General features: G+C 49.8%; 14 protein-coding genes. 9 read left to right on the top strand and 5 right to left on the bottom strand.

The features are described 5' to 3' along the window. Nucleotides 1–74: 74 nt before the first annotated feature. Nucleotides 75–683: a tetratricopeptide repeat protein gene (locus FJM74_RS14260; protein ID WP_187263296.1), complete on the top strand. Its 609-nt coding sequence runs from the start codon at nt 75–77 to the stop codon at nt 681–683. A gap of 277 nt (nt 684–960) precedes the next feature. Here FJM74_RS14260 and FJM74_RS14255 read toward each other — a convergent pair whose 3' ends face one another. Further along, a complete protein-coding gene (locus FJM74_RS14255) occupies nt 961–2,700 on the bottom strand; it encodes a M3 family oligoendopeptidase (protein WP_187263295.1) in 1,740 nt (579 codons plus the stop codon). A gap of 110 nt (nt 2,701–2,810) precedes the next feature. Beyond that, on the bottom strand, nt 2,811–3,995 hold the full coding sequence (locus FJM74_RS14250; protein ID WP_187263294.1) for a ferredoxin--NADP reductase: 1,185 nt from the start codon (nt 3,993–3,995) through the stop codon (nt 2,811–2,813). Between the two features lie 273 nt (nt 3,996–4,268). Here FJM74_RS14250 and FJM74_RS14245 point away from each other — a divergent pair, with 273 nt between their 5' ends. Together FJM74_RS14245 and FJM74_RS14240 are read left to right on the top strand one after the other, a co-directional pair. Then, a complete protein-coding gene (locus FJM74_RS14245) occupies nt 4,269–4,841 on the top strand; it encodes an HNH endonuclease (RefSeq protein ID WP_241739172.1) in 573 nt (190 codons plus the stop codon). A 41-nt stretch (nt 4,842–4,882) separates the two neighbouring features. Further along, nucleotides 4,883–5,581 carry a peptidoglycan DD-metalloendopeptidase family protein gene (locus tag FJM74_RS14240; RefSeq protein ID WP_187263293.1) on the top strand — a complete coding sequence of 233 codons (699 nt, stop codon included), beginning with the start codon at nt 4,883–4,885 and terminating at the stop codon, nt 5,579–5,581. 282 nt (nt 5,582–5,863) lie between these two features. Here the strand turns inward: FJM74_RS14240 and FJM74_RS14235 are convergent, their stop codons facing one another. Next, nucleotides 5,864–7,078 (bottom strand): ABC transporter permease, encoded by a 1,215-nt coding sequence (locus FJM74_RS14235; protein WP_187263292.1) that lies wholly within the window; start codon nt 7,076–7,078, stop codon nt 5,864–5,866. A 222-nt stretch (nt 7,079–7,300) separates the two neighbouring features. Here FJM74_RS14235 and FJM74_RS14230 point away from each other — a divergent pair, with 222 nt between their 5' ends. The 4 genes from FJM74_RS14230 to FJM74_RS14215 all read left to right on the top strand — a co-directional run bounded on the left by FJM74_RS14230 (nt 7,301) and on the right by FJM74_RS14215 (nt 11,476). After that, nucleotides 7,301–8,548: an exo-beta-N-acetylmuramidase NamZ family protein gene (locus FJM74_RS14230; protein ID WP_187263291.1), complete on the top strand. Its 1,248-nt coding sequence runs from the start codon at nt 7,301–7,303 to the stop codon at nt 8,546–8,548. A 4-nt stretch (nt 8,549–8,552) separates the two neighbouring features. Continuing rightward, nucleotides 8,553–9,482: a methionyl-tRNA formyltransferase gene (gene fmt, locus FJM74_RS14225; protein WP_187263290.1), complete on the top strand. Its 930-nt coding sequence runs from the start codon at nt 8,553–8,555 to the stop codon at nt 9,480–9,482. A 4-nt stretch (nt 9,483–9,486) separates the two neighbouring features. Then, entirely contained in the window at nt 9,487–9,972 is a 486-nt protein-coding gene (locus tag FJM74_RS14220; RefSeq protein ID WP_187263289.1) for a dihydrofolate reductase, read from the top strand. A gap of 364 nt (nt 9,973–10,336) precedes the next feature. Beyond that, a complete protein-coding gene (locus tag FJM74_RS14215; RefSeq protein WP_187263288.1) occupies nt 10,337–11,476 on the top strand; it encodes an acyloxyacyl hydrolase in 1,140 nt (379 codons plus the stop codon). 288 nt (nt 11,477–11,764) lie between these two features. On the opposite strand, the gene porU2 is transcribed toward FJM74_RS14215, so the two are convergent. Then, nucleotides 11,765–16,804 (bottom strand): putative type IX secretion system sortase PorU2, encoded by a 5,040-nt coding sequence (gene porU2 / locus FJM74_RS14210; protein WP_187263287.1) that lies wholly within the window; start codon nt 16,802–16,804, stop codon nt 11,765–11,767. A gap of 24 nt (nt 16,805–16,828) precedes the next feature. After that, nucleotides 16,829–17,926, bottom strand: a complete 1,098-nt coding sequence (locus FJM74_RS14205) for a putative type IX sorting system protein PorV2 (RefSeq protein ID WP_187263286.1) — start codon at nt 17,924–17,926, stop codon at nt 16,829–16,831. A 272-nt stretch (nt 17,927–18,198) separates the two neighbouring features. Here FJM74_RS14205 and FJM74_RS14200 point away from each other — a divergent pair, with 272 nt between their 5' ends. Further along, the gene (locus FJM74_RS14200; RefSeq protein WP_187263285.1) at nt 18,199–18,543 is read left to right on the top strand and encodes a PadR family transcriptional regulator; all 345 of its coding nucleotides are present in this window, start codon (nt 18,199–18,201) and stop codon (nt 18,541–18,543) included. Further along, nucleotides 18,540–21,101, top strand: a complete 2,562-nt coding sequence (locus tag FJM74_RS14195; protein ID WP_187263284.1) for a GIN domain-containing protein — start codon at nt 18,540–18,542, stop codon at nt 21,099–21,101. The genes FJM74_RS14200 and FJM74_RS14195 overlap by 4 nt, the downstream gene beginning before the upstream one ends. Nucleotides 21,102–21,298 lie beyond the last annotated feature (197 nt).

Genomic DNA, 21,298 nt, shown 5'->3' with positions numbered 1-21,298 from the left:
CCATAGAAAAACCTTTGTCCTTACGGCTGTTATGCTGAAATTTACATCGTAAATACAACAAGTTGTCTTTTCTTATGAAAAATCTTTTTCTGTTGCTGCTCAGTTCGTTTATCTCTTTTTCTGTTTTTTCGCAAAGCACCGCCACAGAATATTTCAACAGCGCCAACCAGAAGTTTAAGGAAGGCGACTTTGCCGGTGCCATAAAAGCCTATACTGAAGTGCTGAAGCAGGAGCCGGAGCATGTGGTAACCCTTACCAACCGGGGCATAGCCAGGGACCGTGTGCAGCAATACCGCCATGCCATCGAGGATTATAACCAGGCCCTGAAGTTAAAGCCGAATCACCTGCCTGCCCTCACAAGCCGCGGTCTCACCAAATACAATCTAAAAGATTACAGAGGCGCCCTACTGGATTATAACAAAGCCCTTGAGCGAAACCCCAAAGATGCCAGATCTTACAACAACCGCGGGCTCGCCCGCTATGGCCTGAAAGATTACAGTGGCGCGATAGAAGATTATACCAAAGCGGTGCTGCTAAAGCAGGACTATGCGGAAGCGTATTATAACAGGGGCGCCCCTAAATATAACCTCGGCGACAAAGCCGGCGCCTGCGCCGACTGGAACATAGCTAAAAGCCTTGGCCTGAAAGACGTAGATACCTATATCAGGAAATACTGTAACTAAGCAGCGGGTTAAAGTGCTGATTATTTGATGTGGAGATGAATGGCCAGTGCAGGCATATAAAAAAACAGATGCTGGATGTAGTTTCCGGCTACGCCCAGCGAGGAAGTAAAAGTCATGTGTCTTGTGTCTTTTTCAAAGCAGCAGCAGAGCCTCTGGAGGGGCTTTTTGATTAGAATAATTGTAGCGGCTGCATCAGCAGAATTAAAGCAGAAAAGCCAGTAGCTTTCGCTACTGGCTTTTCTGCTTTAAAATTCGAGAGAAAGTTCTGCGACTCCTGTTAAAGCTTCTCCATTTCTTCCCGCACAAAATCGGCGAGGCTTTGGATATAAACCGTGCTGAAGTCGAACTTGATGCCGGCTGCTTCATACACTTCAGCAATCGACACGGTGTAGCCGAGGCTGAGGGCACGTTTGTAAGCGGCGAGCCCTTCCTGCGGATTCTGCTTAAAGTTTTTCCAGACGGCAATGGCGCCAAGCTGTGCCATGGCATACTCTATGTAATAAAAAGGCACCTCGTAAATATGCAGCTGCTTTTGCCAGATAAATGGTTTGTACTGCTCCAGCCCCTGCCAGCCTACTTCCAGGTGGTTATAGGTTTCGAATATGCTGACCCACTGCTGATGGCGCTCCTCCTGGGTATGTTGCGGGTTTTCGTAGAGCCAATGCTGAAACTTATCGACGGTTGACACCCAGGGGAACGTTTCGAGTACCGTTCCGAGGTGTGTTTTTTTGGCGCGGCGCAGTTCATCTTCCTTTTCAAAAAAGGTGTCCCAGTAATCCATAGAAATAAGCTCCATGGACATAGAGGCCAGCTCTGCCACCTCACTTGGCGGATGCTTGAAGGCATTTAGCCTAAGGCCCCGGGTCAGGAAGGAATGCACGGCGTGACCGCCCTCATGCAGGATGGTTATCACATCGCGCAGGCTGGAGGTGGCGTTCATAAATATAAAAGGCACTCCTATCTCGTCGAGCGGGTAGTTGTAGCCGCCAGGCGCTTTGCCTTTTCGCGACTCCAGGTCCAGGTGCCCCATTTCGCGCATGGTAGCCAGGCAGTCGCCCAGGTAGGTGTCTAGTTTGTAAAACACCTGAATGGTTTTATCCAGCAGCTCATCCCCCGATTTAAACGGTTCGAGCGGTGCGCTTCCGGATGGGTCCACATCCAGATCCCAGGGCCGCAGCTCTGCCAGACCAAGCTTCTGTTTACGTTCCTGGTCCTGCGTGGTAAGCAGCGGCACAATGGTTTCTTTTACAGACTCGTGAAAGTCGAAGCAGTCCTGCGGCGTGTAGTCAAAGCGCCCCATGGCCGCAAACATGTAATCCCTGAAGTTTGGGAATCCGGCATTGCGGGCTACCTGGTCGCGCAGTCGCAGCAACTCGTCGAACAGGTCGTCTAGTTTCTGGCGGTCCTGCATGCGGCGGTTTTGTATGGACCGCCATGCTTCCTCCCGCACCTCCCGGTTGTTCTGTTTCAGGCGATCGGCGGCGCGCTGCAGGGTAAGTTCCTCGCCATCCAGTGTTACGGTCATGCTGCCGGTAATGGCGGCATACTGCTGCTGCTTGGTGCTGATGTCGGTCTGGAGCGGAATGTTTTCTTCCCGGAAAATCTCCAGGGCTTTGTTCACGCCCCGCAAGAAAATACGGTACTGTTCCTGGTCGAGCTCCTTTACATAAGGAGAGCTCATGAGTTTCTGATTCAGTTGATGATCAAAAGGGGCCACCTTTGGCTCAATCTCTGACACAAAATATTGAAACGCCTTGGTTACTTCCTCGTTGCGGGTATCGCAGGTCATGCGGATGTAACGCCAGCCCAGGTCCTCCGTCAGTACGCTCTCCAGTTCGCTGCGGTCGCTCATCCACTTTTCGAGCGCTTCAACACTATCTATGTCACGGCTAACCAGTTCTGTAAAATAAGGCTCTATGGCATTCCAGTTGTCCACTGAAAAGCTTTCGGAAAGATAGAGCCGGGGTTTCCGCTTCAGAATTTTAGTACTAATATTGGTAGGGTCCGTAGTTTGCATAGGTTTTTTCGCTGTATGGCTATTAATATAAGCAGTACTTCACAAAGTACAAAAAAAATAGAAACCTTCAAATCTCAGTTAGCTCCTTATTCTTATAATTGATAATTAAATTACCCAATTTCTATAATTACGTCTTTTGTTAGCGGGTGGCCGACACAATTCAGCACATAGCCCTCCTCGAGTTCTGCGTCAGAAAGGCCTTCCCGCTCATCCATGTGCACTTTTCCCTGCAGGCACTTGCCCCGGCAGGCAGTACAAAGGCCGGCCTGGCAAGAATAGGGCATGTCAATATCCTGGGCCAGAGCAGCCTCTAGTATGGTCTGGTCCGGCTGCACCTCCACCCTGTACTCGGCGCCTTCGTAAATCAAAGTAACGGTTTGTGTTATTATCGCTGCAGTACCACTGTCTGTATCTACGGCGCCAGGCGGTGCCTTGGTTTGGCTTGCCAGTTTTTCGCTTACAAAACTCTCCCTGAAAATACGGTCTGTCGGCACCTTGAGGAGCTTAAGCGCCTGCTGCACTTCTTCCATCATGCCAGCCGGCCCACACATGTAGTATAAGGCATTGGCAGGTTTGGTAAGTTGCAGACGTTCCAGAATTTTAAGCACGCTGCTTTTATTCATGCGCCCATGGTGCTCACAAACCTGCTGCGCTCTACCCTGCACGGCCCGCTTCAGGAAACCAAGAATGCCTGAGGCTTTTCTGGCAGGTGACTCCTCCCGCCTGGCGGCACAATGCTGACAGGGCCCAAGTGGCTGACTATAAATATACTCGATGTGCAAACGGTCAGAAAATTTTGCCTGCAACTGTTGTAGCTGTTGTTTAAAAATTACGTTATCTTCGTTGCGGTTGCCGTACAACAAGGTTACCAGGCTACCTGGCTCCTCCTGCAGCGCCGCCTTCAGGATAGACATGAGGGGAGTAATGCCACTGCCCGCGCCAAACAGCAAGAGCTGTCGCCTGCTTTCGGGCTGAGGTGTAAAACAGAATTTGCCCAGCGGGTCCAGCACCTTTACTTCCTGCCCTGTCTGCGCCTTATCTATCAGGTAGTTGGACACGACGCCACCGGGCACACGTTTCACGGTTAAAGACAATCTGGCACCTTCGTGAGGCGTACTGCAAAGAGAATACGAACGACGCACTTCTTTACCATTTAGAGTCAGGATCAGGGTAATAAACTGGCCAGGCTTATATACAACCAATTGTTTATCAACATGTTCCAGATGTATAGTAACAGCATCTGAAGTTTCGCGGGTAATATCTGCTATTTTCAGAGTACGATAAGGGCTACTCATTATATTTAAAATTTAAGCTAAATAATTTTCTAGCATATTAACACAATTTAAGGTCGAAAGTTACGATTATATAATAGGATCTTATATAGCAGAAAATAAATTAACTTTTGCCGATGTTCCCACGTACATTCAGAATCTATCTGAAAGTACGGCATGGAGATATAAAAAATATTCGCATTTTTACGGCGCAAATTTTCATATCTCAGTATAAGTTACCGAGTTCGGTTTTACGCCTATTATATTCCGTTCAATACCCTCAACCATTAATTACTGATGCTTTATAAACTAACACTCAAAAACTGTGAAAAAACCGTAATGGTAGATGACACCACTTACGAGTACATACAAAACAATGCTTATCTGCAGCAAATTGAATTCCTGAAGCACTTACGCATCCACTCCAACGGCTATGCTTTCTTTCAGAAGAACTGGCCCCTGAAAAACGGGAAATACCGCAACGAAACCATCTACCTGCACAAACTGATCGGGGAGCAGCTCCTCGAAAAACAGGAGAGCAACATCAGGCTCTACGTGCATTTCAAGAACGGGAACAAGCTCGATTGCCGCCGCGACAACCTGGAGTGGGCACCCCTCTGCAAAATTGTTCGCAATACCTCCAAAACCGAAAACAAGCTGGGCGTACGTGGTGTGCACAAAGAAGCACAGAAATATCGCGCCATTATCCACTATAACAAGCAACGCATCAACCTGGGCACTTTCGAGACGCTGCAGGAGGCGGCGCTGGCTTACAGCAAAAAGTCGGAGGAGCTTTTTGGCAAAACCAAGAGCCTTAAGACACTAACCAAAGCATTTGAAGAGGTTAAAGCGGTAGAAGAAGTAAGCTGATTCCGCAACAGGCGGCTTCCCATCCGCCTGCCTCATTTATTATGGAATATTTCGTGGACCTCAGTTCTGTACTAAGGCGGCATCGTGCTGCCTTTTGTCAGGTACTGGATACAGATCTGAACAGCGATGACGTGTGCCGCCTGGATTTTACAGCTGCCAACCAAGCGTTGCAGCGCGTAGACCTGCGCAACATCCAAGCCTTTAACGAAGTCGTGCAACAGATGCTGCTACAAAAGCGGGTATCCGTTGGCATTGGCGGCTACCTCGAAGACAGGTTTATCTATAGCCGCAGCCACCATTTTGATGTAGCAGCCGAAAGCCGCAACCTGCACCTCGGCGTAGACATCTGGCTGGAGGTCGGGGCAGCTGTTTACGCTCCACTTGCCGCTGTAGTGCACAGCTTTCAGGATAACGCAAACTTTGGCGACTATGGCCCCACCATTATCCTGCAGCACGAGCTGGATGGCGCGGCTTTTTATTCCCTCTACGGCCACCTGAGCCGCAGTTCCCTTAACGGCCTGTACCCCGGCAAGCCATTTGCCGGGGGCGAAAAAATAGCTGAAGTTGGCCCCTTTCCCGAAAACGGCGACTGGCCCCCGCACCTTCACTTCCAGCTTATCAGCAGCATGCAAGGCTATTCCGGCGACTTTCCAGGCGTAGCCACTAGCGGCGAGAAAGAAAAATACCGTACCCTCTGCCCCGACCCAAACCTGATCCTGCAGTGCCGCCACCTGCTTTAAGTAAGCTGAACGTTGAATCACCTTACCTCCTTCCTGGCTTAGTTACGGGTAATTATTCCAATGAAAAAGGCCCTACAGCGCTTTCAGCTGCTGAAATGGACACAGGACCTTTCTAAAGTTAAGAGATAAGAGGTATGAGTTGATTGTTCTTTAAAAGCCCGAAGAATTCATTCCCACTTTTTACACCTCCAGATCTTCAAATCAACCATTTACTAATCAGCAATTATTTGAATGAAAAAGCCCCTCCTGAGGCCTAAACAACCTTGAGCATGCCTGCCCTTGTTAATCAAACTTAATGGCTTTTACCGGTTTAATGCGGGCGACCATGGCGGCCGGTATCAGGATGGCGAGCATGGTGAGCACCAGGGTGAGCACGTTCAGAATAATGATGACACTGAAATTCCAGCTGATAGGCACTGTGTTCATGTAGTAGTTCTCGGGGTCGAGGGGAATAATTTTAAAGTAGTATTGCAGCACACAAAAGCCCAGCCCGATTACATTGCCCCACAACAAGCCCTTCAGCGTCAGCTTCAGCCCTCTGAAGTAGAATACCTGCCTGATCTGCGCATCGGTGGCTCCTACAGCTTTGAGCACGCCGATCATGTTGATGCGCTCTATGATCATGATAAACACCGTGGATACCATGTTGAAGGTCGCCACAAAAATAATCAGGATCAGGAAGATAATCACGTTTTTGCGCAGGAGCTGCAGCCAATCGAAAAGCTGTGCGTGCCGGTCGGTAATCTTCTCGAGCTGCAGGTCGTAGTTCATCTGGTCAAACACCTGGTTGGCGATCGGGTCTATCTGGTCGAAGTCTTTGAGCATGATCTCAACGCCACCTACCAGCGTGTCGGGCCAGTTGTTCAGCTCCCGCACCAGCTGCAGGTCCCCGATCACAAACACTTCGTCGAATTCTTCCAGACCCGTGTTGAAAATGCCGCTCACCTTCAGCTTTCGGGCGCGGGGCGGGTTCTGGATAAAGTAGAAAATGGCCTCATCACCCACCTTCAGGTCGAGTTTGCTGGCGATGCGCCGGCTTAGCATCACGTCTTTAGAAGAAGCTGTATCCGTAAACGAAACCAACTGACCTTCCTCCAGGTTCTGCCTCATCGATTGCAGGTTGTAGTTCTTATCTACCCCCTTCAGCACCACTCCCAGCACTTCGTTTTCGGTTTTTATGATGGCGGTTTTCCGGGCAAATGCCTGAATGCCTGCAATACCCGCAATATCGTCGGTGGAGTTTATGCCGGTGTAAATGCTGATAGGTGCCCCTTCATAAGAATTGTTCGTATCATACTTGCTGATCTGCAGGTGCGCCCCGAAGCTGAAAATCTTGGCCCGGATCTCGTTCCGGAAACCCTCCAGAATGGCAAACGACACAATCATGATGGCGATGCCTGCGGCTATGCTTATAATTGCTATTTTTGTGACCGACGACGTAAAAGAGCCGGCCTGTACTTCTGATATTTTATCGGATATGTATTTGGAAATGTTCACGCACCTTGTTTTATACAGCCATTGACCATATTTAAAATTCATCCTTTGCGCTGCGAAATGTCCATAAAGGAACCTGGCTTCACACTTTTATCGCCCCATAGCGCTGCTATGAGGCTCAAAAACTGTTTCGCCAGACCCCTTTCTGACCACTTCCCGCTATCAAAAACGAAATTCAAATATGGTCTAAATATAGGTATGAAATTTGACTTCTTCCCTATTACGATGATACAGCTACTTGTTATACTTTATTCTTCGCTCCTGCTTGGCCTCACGAACTGCTCCCCCAGGCAAGACACCGACAGCACCGGCACTGGCAACGAAACCGAACAGCCCCGGGCAGAGGAGCCGCAAACACCACAGCCAAAGCCGCTGCAGACCGGCGCTGCACAAACAGGCCGCTACCTGAAGCTACTGCAGGGCAAGCGCGTGGGGCTGGTGGTAAACCAGACCTCCGTTATCGGAAAAACGCACCTGGTCGATACGCTGCTGAGCCACGGCATCAGGATCACCACCATTTTTGCCCCCGAACATGGTTTCCGGGGCGAAGCCGATGCAGGAGCTCATATAAAAGATGCCAAAGACACCAAAACCGGCCTCCCGATTATCTCGCTGTATGGTAGTAACAAAAAGCCACTGCCGGAGCAGCTACAGAACGTAGATGTGGTTGTTTTCGATATCCAGGACGTAGGTGTTCGCTTCTACACCTACATCAGCACCATGCACTACGTGATGGAGGCCTGTGCCGAGAACAATAAACCGCTGCTCGTGCTGGACCGCCCTAACCCCAACGGCCACTACGTAGACGGGCCGGTGCTGGAGCTGAAGAAAGAAACCACCTCGTTTGTAGGCATGCACCCGATTCCGCTCGTGCACGGACTCACGGTAGGAGAGCTGGCCAAGATGATTAACGGCGAAAAGTGGCTGGGAGGGCAGCGGCAATGCCAGCTTACGGTTATTCCCGTTGCCAACTACAACCATAAAATGCCTTACCAGTTGCCGGTGCGGCCATCGCCGAACCTGCCCAATGCGCAGGCTATTCTGCTGTACCCATCATTGGGCCTGTTTGAGGGCACCAACGTGAGTGTGGGCCGTGGCACCTCCACTCCATTTCAGGTTATCGGCAGCCCCTTTTACAAGAACAAAGACTTTTCTTTTACGCCTAAACCCATGCCTGGTGCCCAGGACCCGCCTCACAAAGGCAAGACCTGCTATGGCCTGGACCTGACCAGTGCGGAGCAGGCACAACCCTTTACCCTGTCCTTCCTGCTGGAGATGTACCATAACTCCACAAACCAGGACAAGTTCTTTCTGACCTCAAACTTTATCGATAAGCTTGCCGGTACCACCAAGCTGCAGGAGCAGATTAAGGCAGGTAAAAGCGAAGCCGAAATAGAAGCCAGTTGGCAGGCAGACCTGGCCAAATACAAAACCATGCGGAAACGCTATTTACTATACCCAGACTTTGAATAAAACTATGCCCCAGGACTTACGCATCGTGTTTATGGGTACGCCCGATTTTGCCGTACCTACTCTGCAAATATTAGTTGAGAACAAGTACAAGATAGTAGCCGTGATTACAGCGCCCGATAAACCGGCCGGCCGTGGTCAGAAGCTGCAGCAGTCGCCGGTGAAGGAGTATGCCGTTTCGCAACAGATTCCGGTGCTGCAACCTACGAACCTTAAATCAGAGGATTTTCTGGAGGAGCTGCGGAGCTACCGTGCTAACCTGCAGATCATCGTGGCCTTCCGGATGCTGCCGGAGGTGGTGTGGGCTATGCCGGAGCTGGGCACTTTTAACATTCATGGCTCGCTGCTGCCCCAGTACCGCGGCGCGGCTCCCATTAACTGGGCCATTATTAACGGCGAAAAGGAAACTGGCGTCACCTCGTTCTTCCTGAAACACGAAATAGATACCGGCGATCTGCTGTTCCAGGAGCGGGTGCCTGTGCTGGAGGAGGACGATTTCGGGACGGTGTATGAGAAGCTGAAGCACGAGGGGGCCAAACTCGCCCTCCGGACAGTGCAGGCCATTGAGCAGGGGCAGGTGCAGCCACAGCCACAGCAGCACACCGGAGAGATGAAGCATGCGCCCAAAATCTACAAGGAAACTTGCCAGATTAACTGGAACCAGCCGGCCGTACAGATCCGCAACTTTATCCGGGGCCTCTCCCCCTACCCCGCCGCCTGGACCCGCCTGCAGGACAAGACCTTCAAGATCTTTAAAACGGAAGTTCTCCCGGATGCCGCCTATGACCTGGCCCCCGGGCAGATCAGAACCGACAATAAAACGTTCCTGCATGTACAAACGGCAGATGGCGCCCTTGCCATACACGACCTGCAGATGGAGGGGAAGAAGCGCATGCAACTGGCCGATTTCTTAAGAGGATTTAATTTTACCGAGTAGCACGATGATAGCCATAGTAGTAGCAGCCGACGAGCAGAATGTAATCGGCAAAGACAACCAACTCATCTGGCACCTGCCCGCGGATCTTAAACATTTCAAGGCCATCACCATGGGGCACCCCATTATTATGGGGCGTAAAACATATGAGTCGATAGGCAAACCCCTGCCGGGCCGCACCTCCATCATCATTACCACCCAGCACAATTACAAGGCAGAAGGCTGCCTGGTGGTGCACTCGGTGCAGGAGGCCATAGACCAAGGCCGGGAGCTGGATAAAACGATCTGCATAATTGGCGGAGCCGAGATTTACCGGCAGGCACTGCCCTACACCGACACCATTTACCTCACCCGCATCCACCATACCTTTAAAGGAGACGCATTTTTCCCGGAGCTGAAAGAAAGCGAATGGAAGCTGGTGGCTGAGGAGCGGCACGAACCTGATGAAAAGAACAAATACGCCTACAGCTTTACCGAGTATCACCGGAAATAGGGACTTGGGGAGATGGCTTCGTGCCGGATACGACCTCTCAGTTTCTGGGCAATTATTGTAATCAAAAAGTCCCAGCATCAGCAGGATGCACTGCTGATGCTGCCGCACAATGGTCAGGAGCTTTTGCCAAGCTTCATACTCCAGAGATTCCGGGCAAGAAAATATATCGGCAGCAGGTGCATCAGGAGCAGTGAAGCTTGACAGAGGGGCGTTTTCATTTAAATAATTCGTTTGCCGGCCCTGCCAGATCTATCACGCAGGTGCTGTGGCTTTTCTCATTACCGGATAGCGCTCCACCCAAATTAGGTGAACAGGAAATAATTGTGTTACTTAAGCTGGAGTTTTAGCACAAGCGTCTATTCCTGTGATTTTTTCAATACCACTTCCCTTACAAAAGGCCCTTCGGATTTGCAGTGTCATTTTTTTACTTGCTGCACTTACCTCTGCAGAACTGCTGGCACAGCCTACTCCCCCTGCCGATAAAGTCCCCTGGTCGTTTGGTGCAAATGGGTATTATGGTGCCTTGTTCCGGTACCGGAGCGGCCTTTCCCCGCTTAATTTTACTCACCCCTTCAGCGTGGAGCTTTATGCCAACCGCCATACCATTGGCAAGCGGCCCTGGGAAAGTAAGTACCGGCATCCGCAGATAGGCTTTGCGCTGGCCTATTATAATTATGGGGTTCCCGAAGAACTGGGAGAGGCGGCATCGCTTACGGTTTCATTAGATAATTCGCTGTTCCGGACTGAAAGAGGAAATCTTCGGTTTAACCTCGGCTCCGGCCTTGTATACTCCACCAGGCATTATATAACCGGCGAAAATGAGCAGAATATGGCCATTGGCAGTCAGTTCTGCTTTGCCCTTACAGGTGGCTTCCGGTACGAATACCAGCTCAGCGACAAACTGTTTCTGAACACGCATCTGTCTTTCAGGCATTTCTCTAACGGCGGATTAAACAAACCCAACAACGGCATGAACTTCCCGCTGGTGGGCCTGGGGGTGCGGTATCAACCCAGAGAAGTAAAACTTCTGCCTCACACCGATAGCACCACCTCTGCTCCAGACAAAAGAATTCGCCTGAATCTTAAACTAGCGATGGGCAGACGGGAGGTTTTGTACGAAGATGTAAAGACTACGGTCCACAGCATTTCGCTATATGCCAGTAAGCGTGTTTCTCAAACCAATAGTTTATTATTCGGGGCTGATGCCTTACATGATGTAGCCATGACAAAGGAGTACCCCAATGCCTTACTGCCGTGGCCCGAAGAAGAATCGGATCCAAGAATGTTCGGGCTAACAGTCGGGCATGAGCTGTTTTTTGACAGATCCTCCTTTCTTTTTCAGTTTGGTCATTACCTCTACCAGCCCACCCGCCTGTTCCCGAACACGTACCAGCGCTATAGCCTCAAGCACCTGCTTACCAAAAACGTATCTGCAAACGTGGCGTTGGTAGCACACACTAAACGTGCCTATGTAATAGAATGGGGAGTCGGCTTGCATCTGTAAATGAATGGCTGTTTTAAAAGGACAAAGAACCTTTGTGTGTTTCAAAGCCTGCCCGAAATTCATCTCTAAATCTCCAAATTGAGAAATAGCACATCAGTGCATTAATTTATTAGCACATTAAAAAATTATTCTAATGAATTTGCCCCTCCGGACGCTTTGCTGCTGCTGCTGCTGCTGCTGCTGCTGCTGCTCGTCTGACCTATACAAACGGGCCTTTTACATCTATATCATAAAAAAGAGGCTGCCCCAACGGAACAGCCTCTTTTCGCTACTTGAATCTGCAGGCAATCACCTTAAGATATAAAGCTTGCCATAGCCGTTCTTAAAGGCTTTATCGCCGGAGGTGGCCCGATGCTTCATCTCTTCCTCTGTCTGGCCCATTACCACCCGGTACAGGTACACGCCATTAGCCAGCCTGTCGCCAAAAGTATCGGTGCCGTCCCAGGCATACTCCGATTTGTTGTTGCCGATGCGGATAGGCCCCAGCTCCTCCTTCATGATCTCCTTCACAACCTTTCCTGTCACCGTCATGATCTGGATTTTAAGGTCCCTCGGAATCTCTACCCCTGTTAAGGTAAAGATAAAGTTCGTTTTGGTGGAGAATGGGTTCGGGAACGGATAAAAATTGGTGATACTTGATTCCCTCACCACCTCAAACCCTATCCGGTAGGGCGAAATACCTGATGGTCTGCCGGCCACATCGCGGGCCCTTACCTCCATGGTATATTTGCCATTGCTCAGCAAGGTAGGTTTGTACTCCAGGCGGAAATCGTTCTTCTCGTCGGCCGGGAAATACTGCACCTCCTGCGGGTTGCTCGTCAGGTTCACATCCGTCTCCACACCAGCCTCGTTCACCAGCACCAGCGACATGCCTGCTGGGTCCTGCAGGTAGTTGTGCCTGTTCTCGTCTTTTACCGTGATGCTGATCAGCGGGCTTGGCGACACGAGCTCCCCGTCCAGAATATGGATACCGTCGAAGGCCACATTCACGATGGGCTGCAGTTTAGGGCTCACTTTAAACGGCACCTCAAATATGTTGTTATAGTACTGCTGCTCCAACTGCAGCCGCGGGTTCACATACAGGCTCACTTTGTAGTTGCCACTCAGCGCCAGCGTGTTCATGGTATAGCTGAAGTAAGCCGTTTGGTTGCTTTCGAGCGGCGCAATTTTAAGATTAGAAGTGATGGGCTGAATGCCATCTCCTGTTACGGTAACCTCTACCGTGAGCGAATCCTTGAACGCATAAGCAGACACATTCTGGAAAGCCATCGGCACCGCAATCGTTCCTCTGTTAGCCTGCTCAGTCAGAATCTGCTCACTTACTTTTACAAGGTCTGGCCTGATAACGCCCTCCGGAGCCCCTTCGTACTCCACCATCCACTGCTTGAGCTGCGGTGCGGTACGGGAGAGCGTGTCGGCCAGAGAGACAGAAAGCTGCAAATAAGGATATTCTGCCGCATTAACAGCTGAAAGATCAAGCAAGCTGCCCGAAGTACTTACCGCCACCTGCTGCTGTTCGCCGGAGGTTGAAATACCATTGATACGAAGCTCAAACTGGTCGCCACTATCTGTACGCTTGATGTCGCTGAAAACGCTGCCCCAGCTTTGGGCAGGGCCTATTACGGATGAGGTGATAGTACCGGCAGGCTTCCTCGACTCTAACACGACACGCAACACAGCCGCTTGCGATGTGGCTGGGGTTTCGTCTTCTTCTGTAGCCGTCATCTCCTGTATAGTGCCAGGGGCAGCACCTTTGCGCCCGACCATAGCAAACGGATGCCCCGTCTGCAGGTTATTGATCAGGGAAGAACCTAAGCTTCTGAACGCGGCCCGCAACGTGGCCGGGAAAGTGCTGAAAGGCACATTGTTAATGCTCATCACCGCTACATGGTACCCCGCAGGAACTGCTTTCAGGAAGGCTTCCACTTTTGCCAGGTTGGCAGCCGTTCTTAAATCTCCAAATTCGTACAGATATGGTGTGGATGAACACCCCACATGACCTGGTATATCAGCCACCTTCTCCAGCGTAATATCACTGAAGACGATAAAATACAGGCGCGGTAAAGCAGATGTATGCGGGCTTCCACAATTTAACTCGTAGGCATTATCCATAAACAGCCCATAAGTAGGGGGGGTAAATCTTACATCGCCACCTACGGTTCTTATTTCGATAACCGATTGAAAGGGATTGAACTCCCAGGTAAGTGTTTCGTCGCCTTTATTCTCTATGTCCGTTGTTACAGCCTTATCAAACTGCCCAAAATGGCTTTGCGACCAGCCTTTAAAGTTACCAGGCACATACCGAAACGAACTGGCTGCCCAGAGTGTGTCTTCACCAGCTTCGTAATGCTGAAAACGGGCACGCCAGTAAAATACAGTACTGTCACTGCCACCGCCGATGTTAGGCAAGGTAACCTCCCAGCTTGGCAGCATGCTGCTCTGAACAGTATGTGTCTGTTTAAGGCTGCTGTTAAAGGCTCTGGTGGTGTCTGCTTCAAAGAAATATCCTTTGCCTTTATTTTCCTGATCGGTTGCTTGTATGGTAAGCCTCACTTTGTTTGCGTTTACCACACCATATTCCTCCGGGCTTAGCACCAGCAGGCCACTGAGCGGAAAAAAGTGCTGGAACCGCACCACATTGTTCTCTTTATCCAGTTCCTCTATCAAATTTTCAGGATCCAGGGTAACTTCAAACGAGTTCATGCCCATAGCGGATACGTCCTTGTTATCCAAGGCAAGCTGAATCCGGTCTTTCTTTAAAATGGGCTTTACCTTGATCGAATCGATCAGCAGGGTGGTATTATCAGACAAGGTTCTTTTTACCGATACGTAGATGGAATCCGGTAAAGCCTTGCCCAGGTTATTCACACCTAAATCAATTATAAACTCCTCAGTTGCGGCAGTCAGCACAGCTCCATCTGCAGCTTGTATCGCTACTTCTCCATCCACAAACTGGTAATCCGGTTTGGGAGGCGAATAGGGCCTTACGGCAGGGTCGCCCTGCAGCACAAATTGCGTCATCATGGCCACGGCCAGGTCGCTGGTACTGGCACTACCAACTCTCCTTATGGTTTCCTGCTGTATCTGACCAAGTGATTTTCCATAAAACTCAGGATTCTGAAAAGCAGTAGAATAAAAATTGGAAGTATACAAGTTAAGAAAGTTCGGATATCCTAACCCTGCGTGCGCCAAAAAAGCGATGGCTCCCCTATCAGGGGTATGTAACCAATCTTCCCCAAAAGAAATATTTCCGGGAGTAAAGGCATCTCCTGCATTACATCCGTTCATGATCATAATTGGGTATTTACCTTTATTTCGGTAGCCTAATACAGAACTAGACACAAACCCAATGTCCAGGTCGGTTGTTCCGGGAGAGCTGTGCCCAAAAAACGTTATAAGCGATAGGCCTGTGTTAACCTCCTCCGACACGTTGATTGTTTCTACCACCTCGCTCACGTTCTGGCGATATTTTTCTATCACGTTGGCACCCAGAAGAGGGCCTTGCGCAATCTGCGCGTAATTCCGAAGATAAGAGGATATCTGTGTGATCTCACCTGTGAGCTTTCCGCCACCTAATTGCAATATGTTTTTTCGCCATGGCAGCGTTTCGGGGAGGGCTTCATACTCTTTTACCTTATTAAGATAATGAATAATACTTTCTGGCGTGGTTACAGCCAACCGACCTGTTGGTACCGGCGGCACATAAGAGGAATTATGAAAATCGGCTGTAAAAAAAACATCCGAAACAGGAGCCAGACCAGTAGGCACCAGATCCATCTCATGCACCTTTGGATGCCGGGCGCCCGGATGGTAGTAACCAAATTTCCCTTTATAATACGTCCAGTCATATTCCTCTGAAGCATATTTTAGTCCTTTACCTATAATGAACAAATGTTTTGGCCGCTCAGACGTCATCATAAATTTCATCATGCGCCGGACCGAATTGGAGGAAAACTCTCCATAATGAAACTGATCTACAATCTGGTCCATGTGCATCAGCAATGTATCATAGCCGCCACCAGCCTGTGAAGCTCTATAGGCGGCAAATTCCACAGGAGCAGCTGCTGATGTCCCGGACACTTGTTTCATCAACCTTTTATTTGTGATGATAATATAATTTTGCGCATCGGGCACAATTTGCCTAAACCCTATTTGCTCTGGTTTACCTACCGGTTTAAAAGGAAGCGTAGTATTAGCTAAAAGAACTTTATGCGATGTTGAACTAGTTGGCACAACAAAGCCTTTACTTGTACCCCGGCTATACCCCTCTATGCGTAAAACATCGGAAGGATCTGTCACATCATAAGCCACGACACTTCCGGGAACATTAGAGAATTCAAAAAATGGGTTCTCGGTTCTTGTAGAATCTGTGTAGAAAAACATTGAATTCCCTGTAAAAATACATTTTTGCGGGAATATTACTTTTGCATAACCAAAGCTTATAGCGTTATATTTGGTGGGTTCTGCAACCGGCAGAACCTGTAAAACAACCCGCCCTTGCGCATTTACTTCATCGAAATTCAGCTGTTGCTTGTCCTTACCTGGCCAATACGGTTCGTAGCTATAGGTACCTAACCTCCTTGCAGCAGTACCTATAAGTGCATTTACATGAAAATTTTGCTGCAGATGCGTCACCCCGACGGTACCATATTCCACTATTGGTTTTGGACCCGTTGGTTCAACATTTATAACCCCCGTTATGGTATAGTTTCTGGCACTAATGGAATAATGTGAAGAGTAGCCCTCTCCTACATCCATCCAAGGCATGGTATAATTATTAAACGGTTTACTAAAAATGTACCTGTCTGCATTTACATAGGTTACCTTCTGCAAATGGTACGGCTCAGGCGTCCGGCCGTCAACAGATGGGTTAACTACACGCATACGCTTGCCCCCCTGCGGAGAATAGGTTAAAAAATAGGCAGCTGTATCTGTGTAAAGGCTATGCAATTGGTGCAACTGGTGCGCCGGGTTCTTGTATAGTTCCCGGTCTAGGGCACCATCATTCCGCTCTCCGTAGAACTCAATAAAACTCTGTGCATTTAACTGGCCTGTTTCTTCTCCGGCCACATGGATGGAGACCTCCTTACCTCGCCTGAAGATCTGAAACTGCCTCGGATCTACGGTAGATAAGCCCAGGCTGTCCAGCAACCTAAAATCCAGCCGGTGCAAACCGGTATTAACTACTTTTAATTTGAAATATGGCTGGGAATAATTAATCCACTCGTTACCATACACTGCCTGTGCACTGGCAGGAATGTCCGCTAGCCCGCAAATAAAGAATAATGCCGCGGCTAAAAACCGCTGAGCAAATAAATTAACACTCATTTTGACTGTTATACCTGACTGTGATTAATTAAAAGAATAGCCCAGCGATACGATGACAGATGAGATGTTGCTCCCGGCAACGGTGTTACTCTCAGAGTCATTTATTCTGGAAAGGGCGAGGTCGATGTTGAGACCATTGGTTTTAAGACCTACTCCGAAGTTTGGTTGCATCCGTGAGGAAGTTCCGCCATTAAAATTCCGTGTTTCCTGGTAGTTGTTAATGCCTCCACGTATAAAAACCGTATTTGCGTAAGCCAACTCCAGTCCCACATGCGGATCTACCGACACCACATCAGTCTTTAGCAGGACATTGCGCTTGCCATCGAAGGTAAAATCAATGTCGGTGGCTACAAGAGCCCTTAGCTTATCGGTGAAATTGAAGGTTTTGCCTACCCCCAGCACCACCCGTGGCAGTGTAAGCTCGGCTGTGTTCTCAGGCAGGTCGTTGCCGGTTTGCAGATAGGCCTCCTCCAGCGCCTCCACATTATGGGTCCAGGCGGTAAAGGTGGTGGTAATGTCTTTGGCCATAACGCCAAACTGCCAGGTGCCTCGCTGCAACTGCGCGCCGGCATCCAGCCCAAAACCCCAGGCATTGGCAAACTCCCCCACATTGCGATAAATGACCTTGGCATTGGCTCCTAATTGCAAACCCTGGATCAGGTTGCTCTTTTTGGCGTACGAAAGCAGGAAGGCATAATCAGCCACCGAGAAAAACCGGATACTGTCGTACTGGATGTAGCCAAACTCATTCTGCAACCTCCTGGTATCGGCAATGTCATCTACCCCCAGCCTGATAACTGACAGGGCCAGGGTGCTGGTGCTATCGAGGCCCATGGCAAAGCTCGCATAGTCGTTTTTGGCAATTCCGGCAAACAGCTCAGAGTGCATCAGGGCAACATTGTACCGGTTGGGCATGCGCAACAGGCCAGCCGGGTTCCAGTAGCCAGCCGTGGCATCGTCGGCAAGGGCAGCCTGCACGTTGCCCATACCCAGGGCACGGGCTCCGATACCAATATTCAGGAATTCATTGCTGTACTTGGGAGTAGAAACTTGTGCCTGTGCAGAGGTCCAGCTCCAGCCACACAAGACTACAAAAAAACACTTCAGGGTAAATTTAAACATATAGGCAGGTACAGGTTTAGTATTCTATGCTTCCGGGCGGAATGAATCACATTTGAAACGGCTTCATCATCCTAAAATTGCAACTGTAACACCTCCCAAGGCTAATTAGTTGACAAATGGCAGACTTTATTTTAGGCAAATTTACTCATTAATGTGAACAATCCTTTTTAACAAAACACTGAACGTGAAAATAATTCAATAAAATTACATACAGTACCTTGCGTTACATAGTACCTTTCATTATATTTGCTAATCGATTAACCAGTAGCATCATGAAAGTAGAGAACACACAAGTGCAGATGCGGAAGGGAATTCTGGAATTCTGTATTCTGGAAATCATTTCTCGGGGGGAGGTTTATGCCTCGGATATGCTGGAGGAGCTGACAGCAGCCAGGATGATAGTGGTGGAAGGAACACTGTACCCACTGCTTACCCGCCTCAAAAATGCCTCCCTCCTGGACTACAACTGGGTAGAGTCCTCCTCCGGGCCACCCCGCAAGTATTACACCCTCACCGAGACCGGCCGCGCATTTCTGGAGCAGCTGCGGGAAACATGGCGCGATCTGGTAGCATCAACTGAACACATCATCCAAAACAAGAAAACACAGGAATCATGAAAAAGAACATAAGCATAAACCTGCAGGGCGTCCTCTTTCATATAGAAGAGGACGGTTACGAGCTGCTTAGCCGCTACCTCGATTCCATAAAAACATACTTTTCCAACTACGAAGGGCACGACGAGATCGTGGCCGACATAGAAGCCCGGATTGCAGAGATTTTCTCGGCGCGCCTGACGCCGTTAAAGCAGGTTATCTCGCTGGCGGACGTGGAAGCACTGATTACGCAGATGGGTAATGTGACAGATTTTGAGGCCGACCCGGTGGAGGAAGAGCACCAAAGCCATGGCACCGGTAGCGGCTATAATGCCGCCTCCGGCGAAACAGGAGGTGCCGCTACGGCAGGGGCAGGCGCTTCTTTTTACGACCAGGCCATGCACGGCCCAAAGAAGCTAACCCGGGACATGTCCAGGAAAATGATCAGTGGCGTAGCTGCCGGCATTGCCAACTACCTGAACGTGGACCCGATCTGGATCAGGCTGCTGTTCATTTTGCTGGTGTTCGGCGTTTCGTTTACCAGCACCATTTTCTGGGACAATAGCAATTTCACCTTCTCGGTGGGCGGACTTTTTGTTTACATCGGGCTTTGGATTGCGCTGCCTGTAAATTATAACCTGCCCGAAGTAAGCGTGAAGCGGCTTTTCCGGGACCCCCTAGACAAAAAACTGGGCGGCGTGGCAAGCGGGATCGCCCTGTTCTTCGGTGTAGATGCCACAGTGGTACGCGTGCTTTTCCTGCTCTCGATCCTGATTGGCGGGGCAGGCATTATGCTCTACATTATTCTCTGGATTGTGGTGCCGGAAGCAACTACCCTTACCGAAAAGATGCAGATGCAGGGAAACCCGGTTACGCTGTCGGGCATAGAGCAGTCGCTAAAAGACAACCTGAACCTGAAGGACCAGTTCAGCAAAGACAGCACTACAGCCAAGGTACTCCTGTTTCCGTTCCATCTGCTGTCGCAGCTCGTTCACTTTTTAAGCTCGGTGCTTGGCCCCATCTTCCTGTTCCTGATCAGCCTGATCAGAGTAGGGGCCGGCATTATTCTATTGGTCATCTCCATCGGCATCGCCATTGCGCTGTTTACCTCGTTGTTCGTGTCGATGGGGCTGATACATGAACCCGAGAATTTTATGTTAGGCGCTTACCCGGCCTCCCTGCTCATGGAGGGCTTTCCCCGGCTCGGACTGGTGGCAGGTTTTCTGGTAGGCCTTATACCAGCAATTTTTCTGATGCTCTTGGCCATAGGACTGCTCTCGAAGCACTTTCTGCTGCGCGCCACAGTAGGCTGGTCGCTGTTTGGGGTGTGGCTCATAAGCCTGTTCTCGCTTGTAGCCGTGATTGTAATCTACAGCCAAAACTTTATGCGCACCGGTGAACACGAAGTTGTGAAGCAGTTTGATGTTGCGGCCTATCCTACCCTTACGCTGGACGCCTACAATACCAACCTCGACTACCAGCACCTCTCTATAGCAGGCATAAAGAGCCACACCGGAAATAACCTGGAGGTAATTCAGCGGGTAACAGCCAAAGGCAGAAACGAAGCCGACGCCAAGCGCAACGCCCAGATGATAACTTACGCGGTGGTACAGCGAGACTCGGTGCTGCGATTCGACAACAGCTATGAATTCAAAAAAGGGGCTGCCCTCCGCGATCAGGAGCTAAACCTGACATTGCTGATTCCGCAGGACAAGCCCCTGCGGTTAACCAGGAGTTTCCTGAGGATGTTGCCCAGTTCCCTCTTTGAGGTTGAGTACAGCCGCGACAAGATCCTGCGTAACACCTGGCAGGCCAAAGGCGATTACCTGGCCTGCCTCACCTGCGATGCTGATACCCTGAACACCGCAGATGCTGCTGACTATTCGCTGGCCAGCGCCTCAGAAACAACGGGTGCCGCAGGAAGTGTGCTCCTGGCCCTGGACCGCTACAGCAGCCACGTGAGCACTTACAACGAAAAAGATTTCGACAAAATTAAAATATCAGGAAACTACCACCTTCAAATTAAGCAGGGCAGTGACTATGACGTGCAGATTCATGCCGAAGAGGAAGACCTCGAGAAACTGACGGTGACCAACAGCCGCCGGGAATTGGTTATTGAGCCACGTCAAAAATATTTCAATATCTTTGAAGACAGCGATCCGGTGCTTATTCTGATCACGGTGCCTGACTTACGCAGGCTGGAGTTAAGCGGCGCCTTGAAAGCAGATATCGGCAGGCTGGAGGTCAACACGCTGGACCTTGCCATAGCCGGAGCCACCAAATCGTTGATCCATCTACAGGCAAACCGCGTGAACCTCGACATTTCGGGAGCCTCCAGCACCACCCTAACCGGACAGGCAAACCGGTTACACCTCGATTTATCTGGAGCCAGCAAGCTAAACGCTGCCAGTTGCAAAGCCGGACAAATCGACATAGAGGCATCCGGTGCCAGCAAGGCAGAGATCCACGCAAACCGCCACCTAAAAGCCGAAGCCTCCGGCGGAAGTTCCATCACCTACAGCGGCACCCCTGGCTATTTGTCCACCGATGTGTCTGGCGCTGGCAAGATCAAAAGAATGTAGTTTAATGATAGCAGCAGAAGCGGCTAAAGCTCCGGAGGGCTATTTTCATTCAAATAATTGCTGCTTGTTTGTTGTTGATTGTTAAATGCGGGATAGCTAAATGGTTGATTTTTCAATTAGAAGCTTTGGAGATGAGCAGATTTGGGAATGAATGACCGGCGCAGGTTATTAAAAATAAACATTTCTTCACTCTTAAC

This window comes from Pontibacter beigongshangensis (assembly GCF_014332515.1).
Classification (GTDB): domain Bacteria; phylum Bacteroidota; class Bacteroidia; order Cytophagales; family Hymenobacteraceae; genus Pontibacter; species Pontibacter beigongshangensis.
This window is presented reverse-complemented; position numbering and strand designations above follow the sequence as displayed.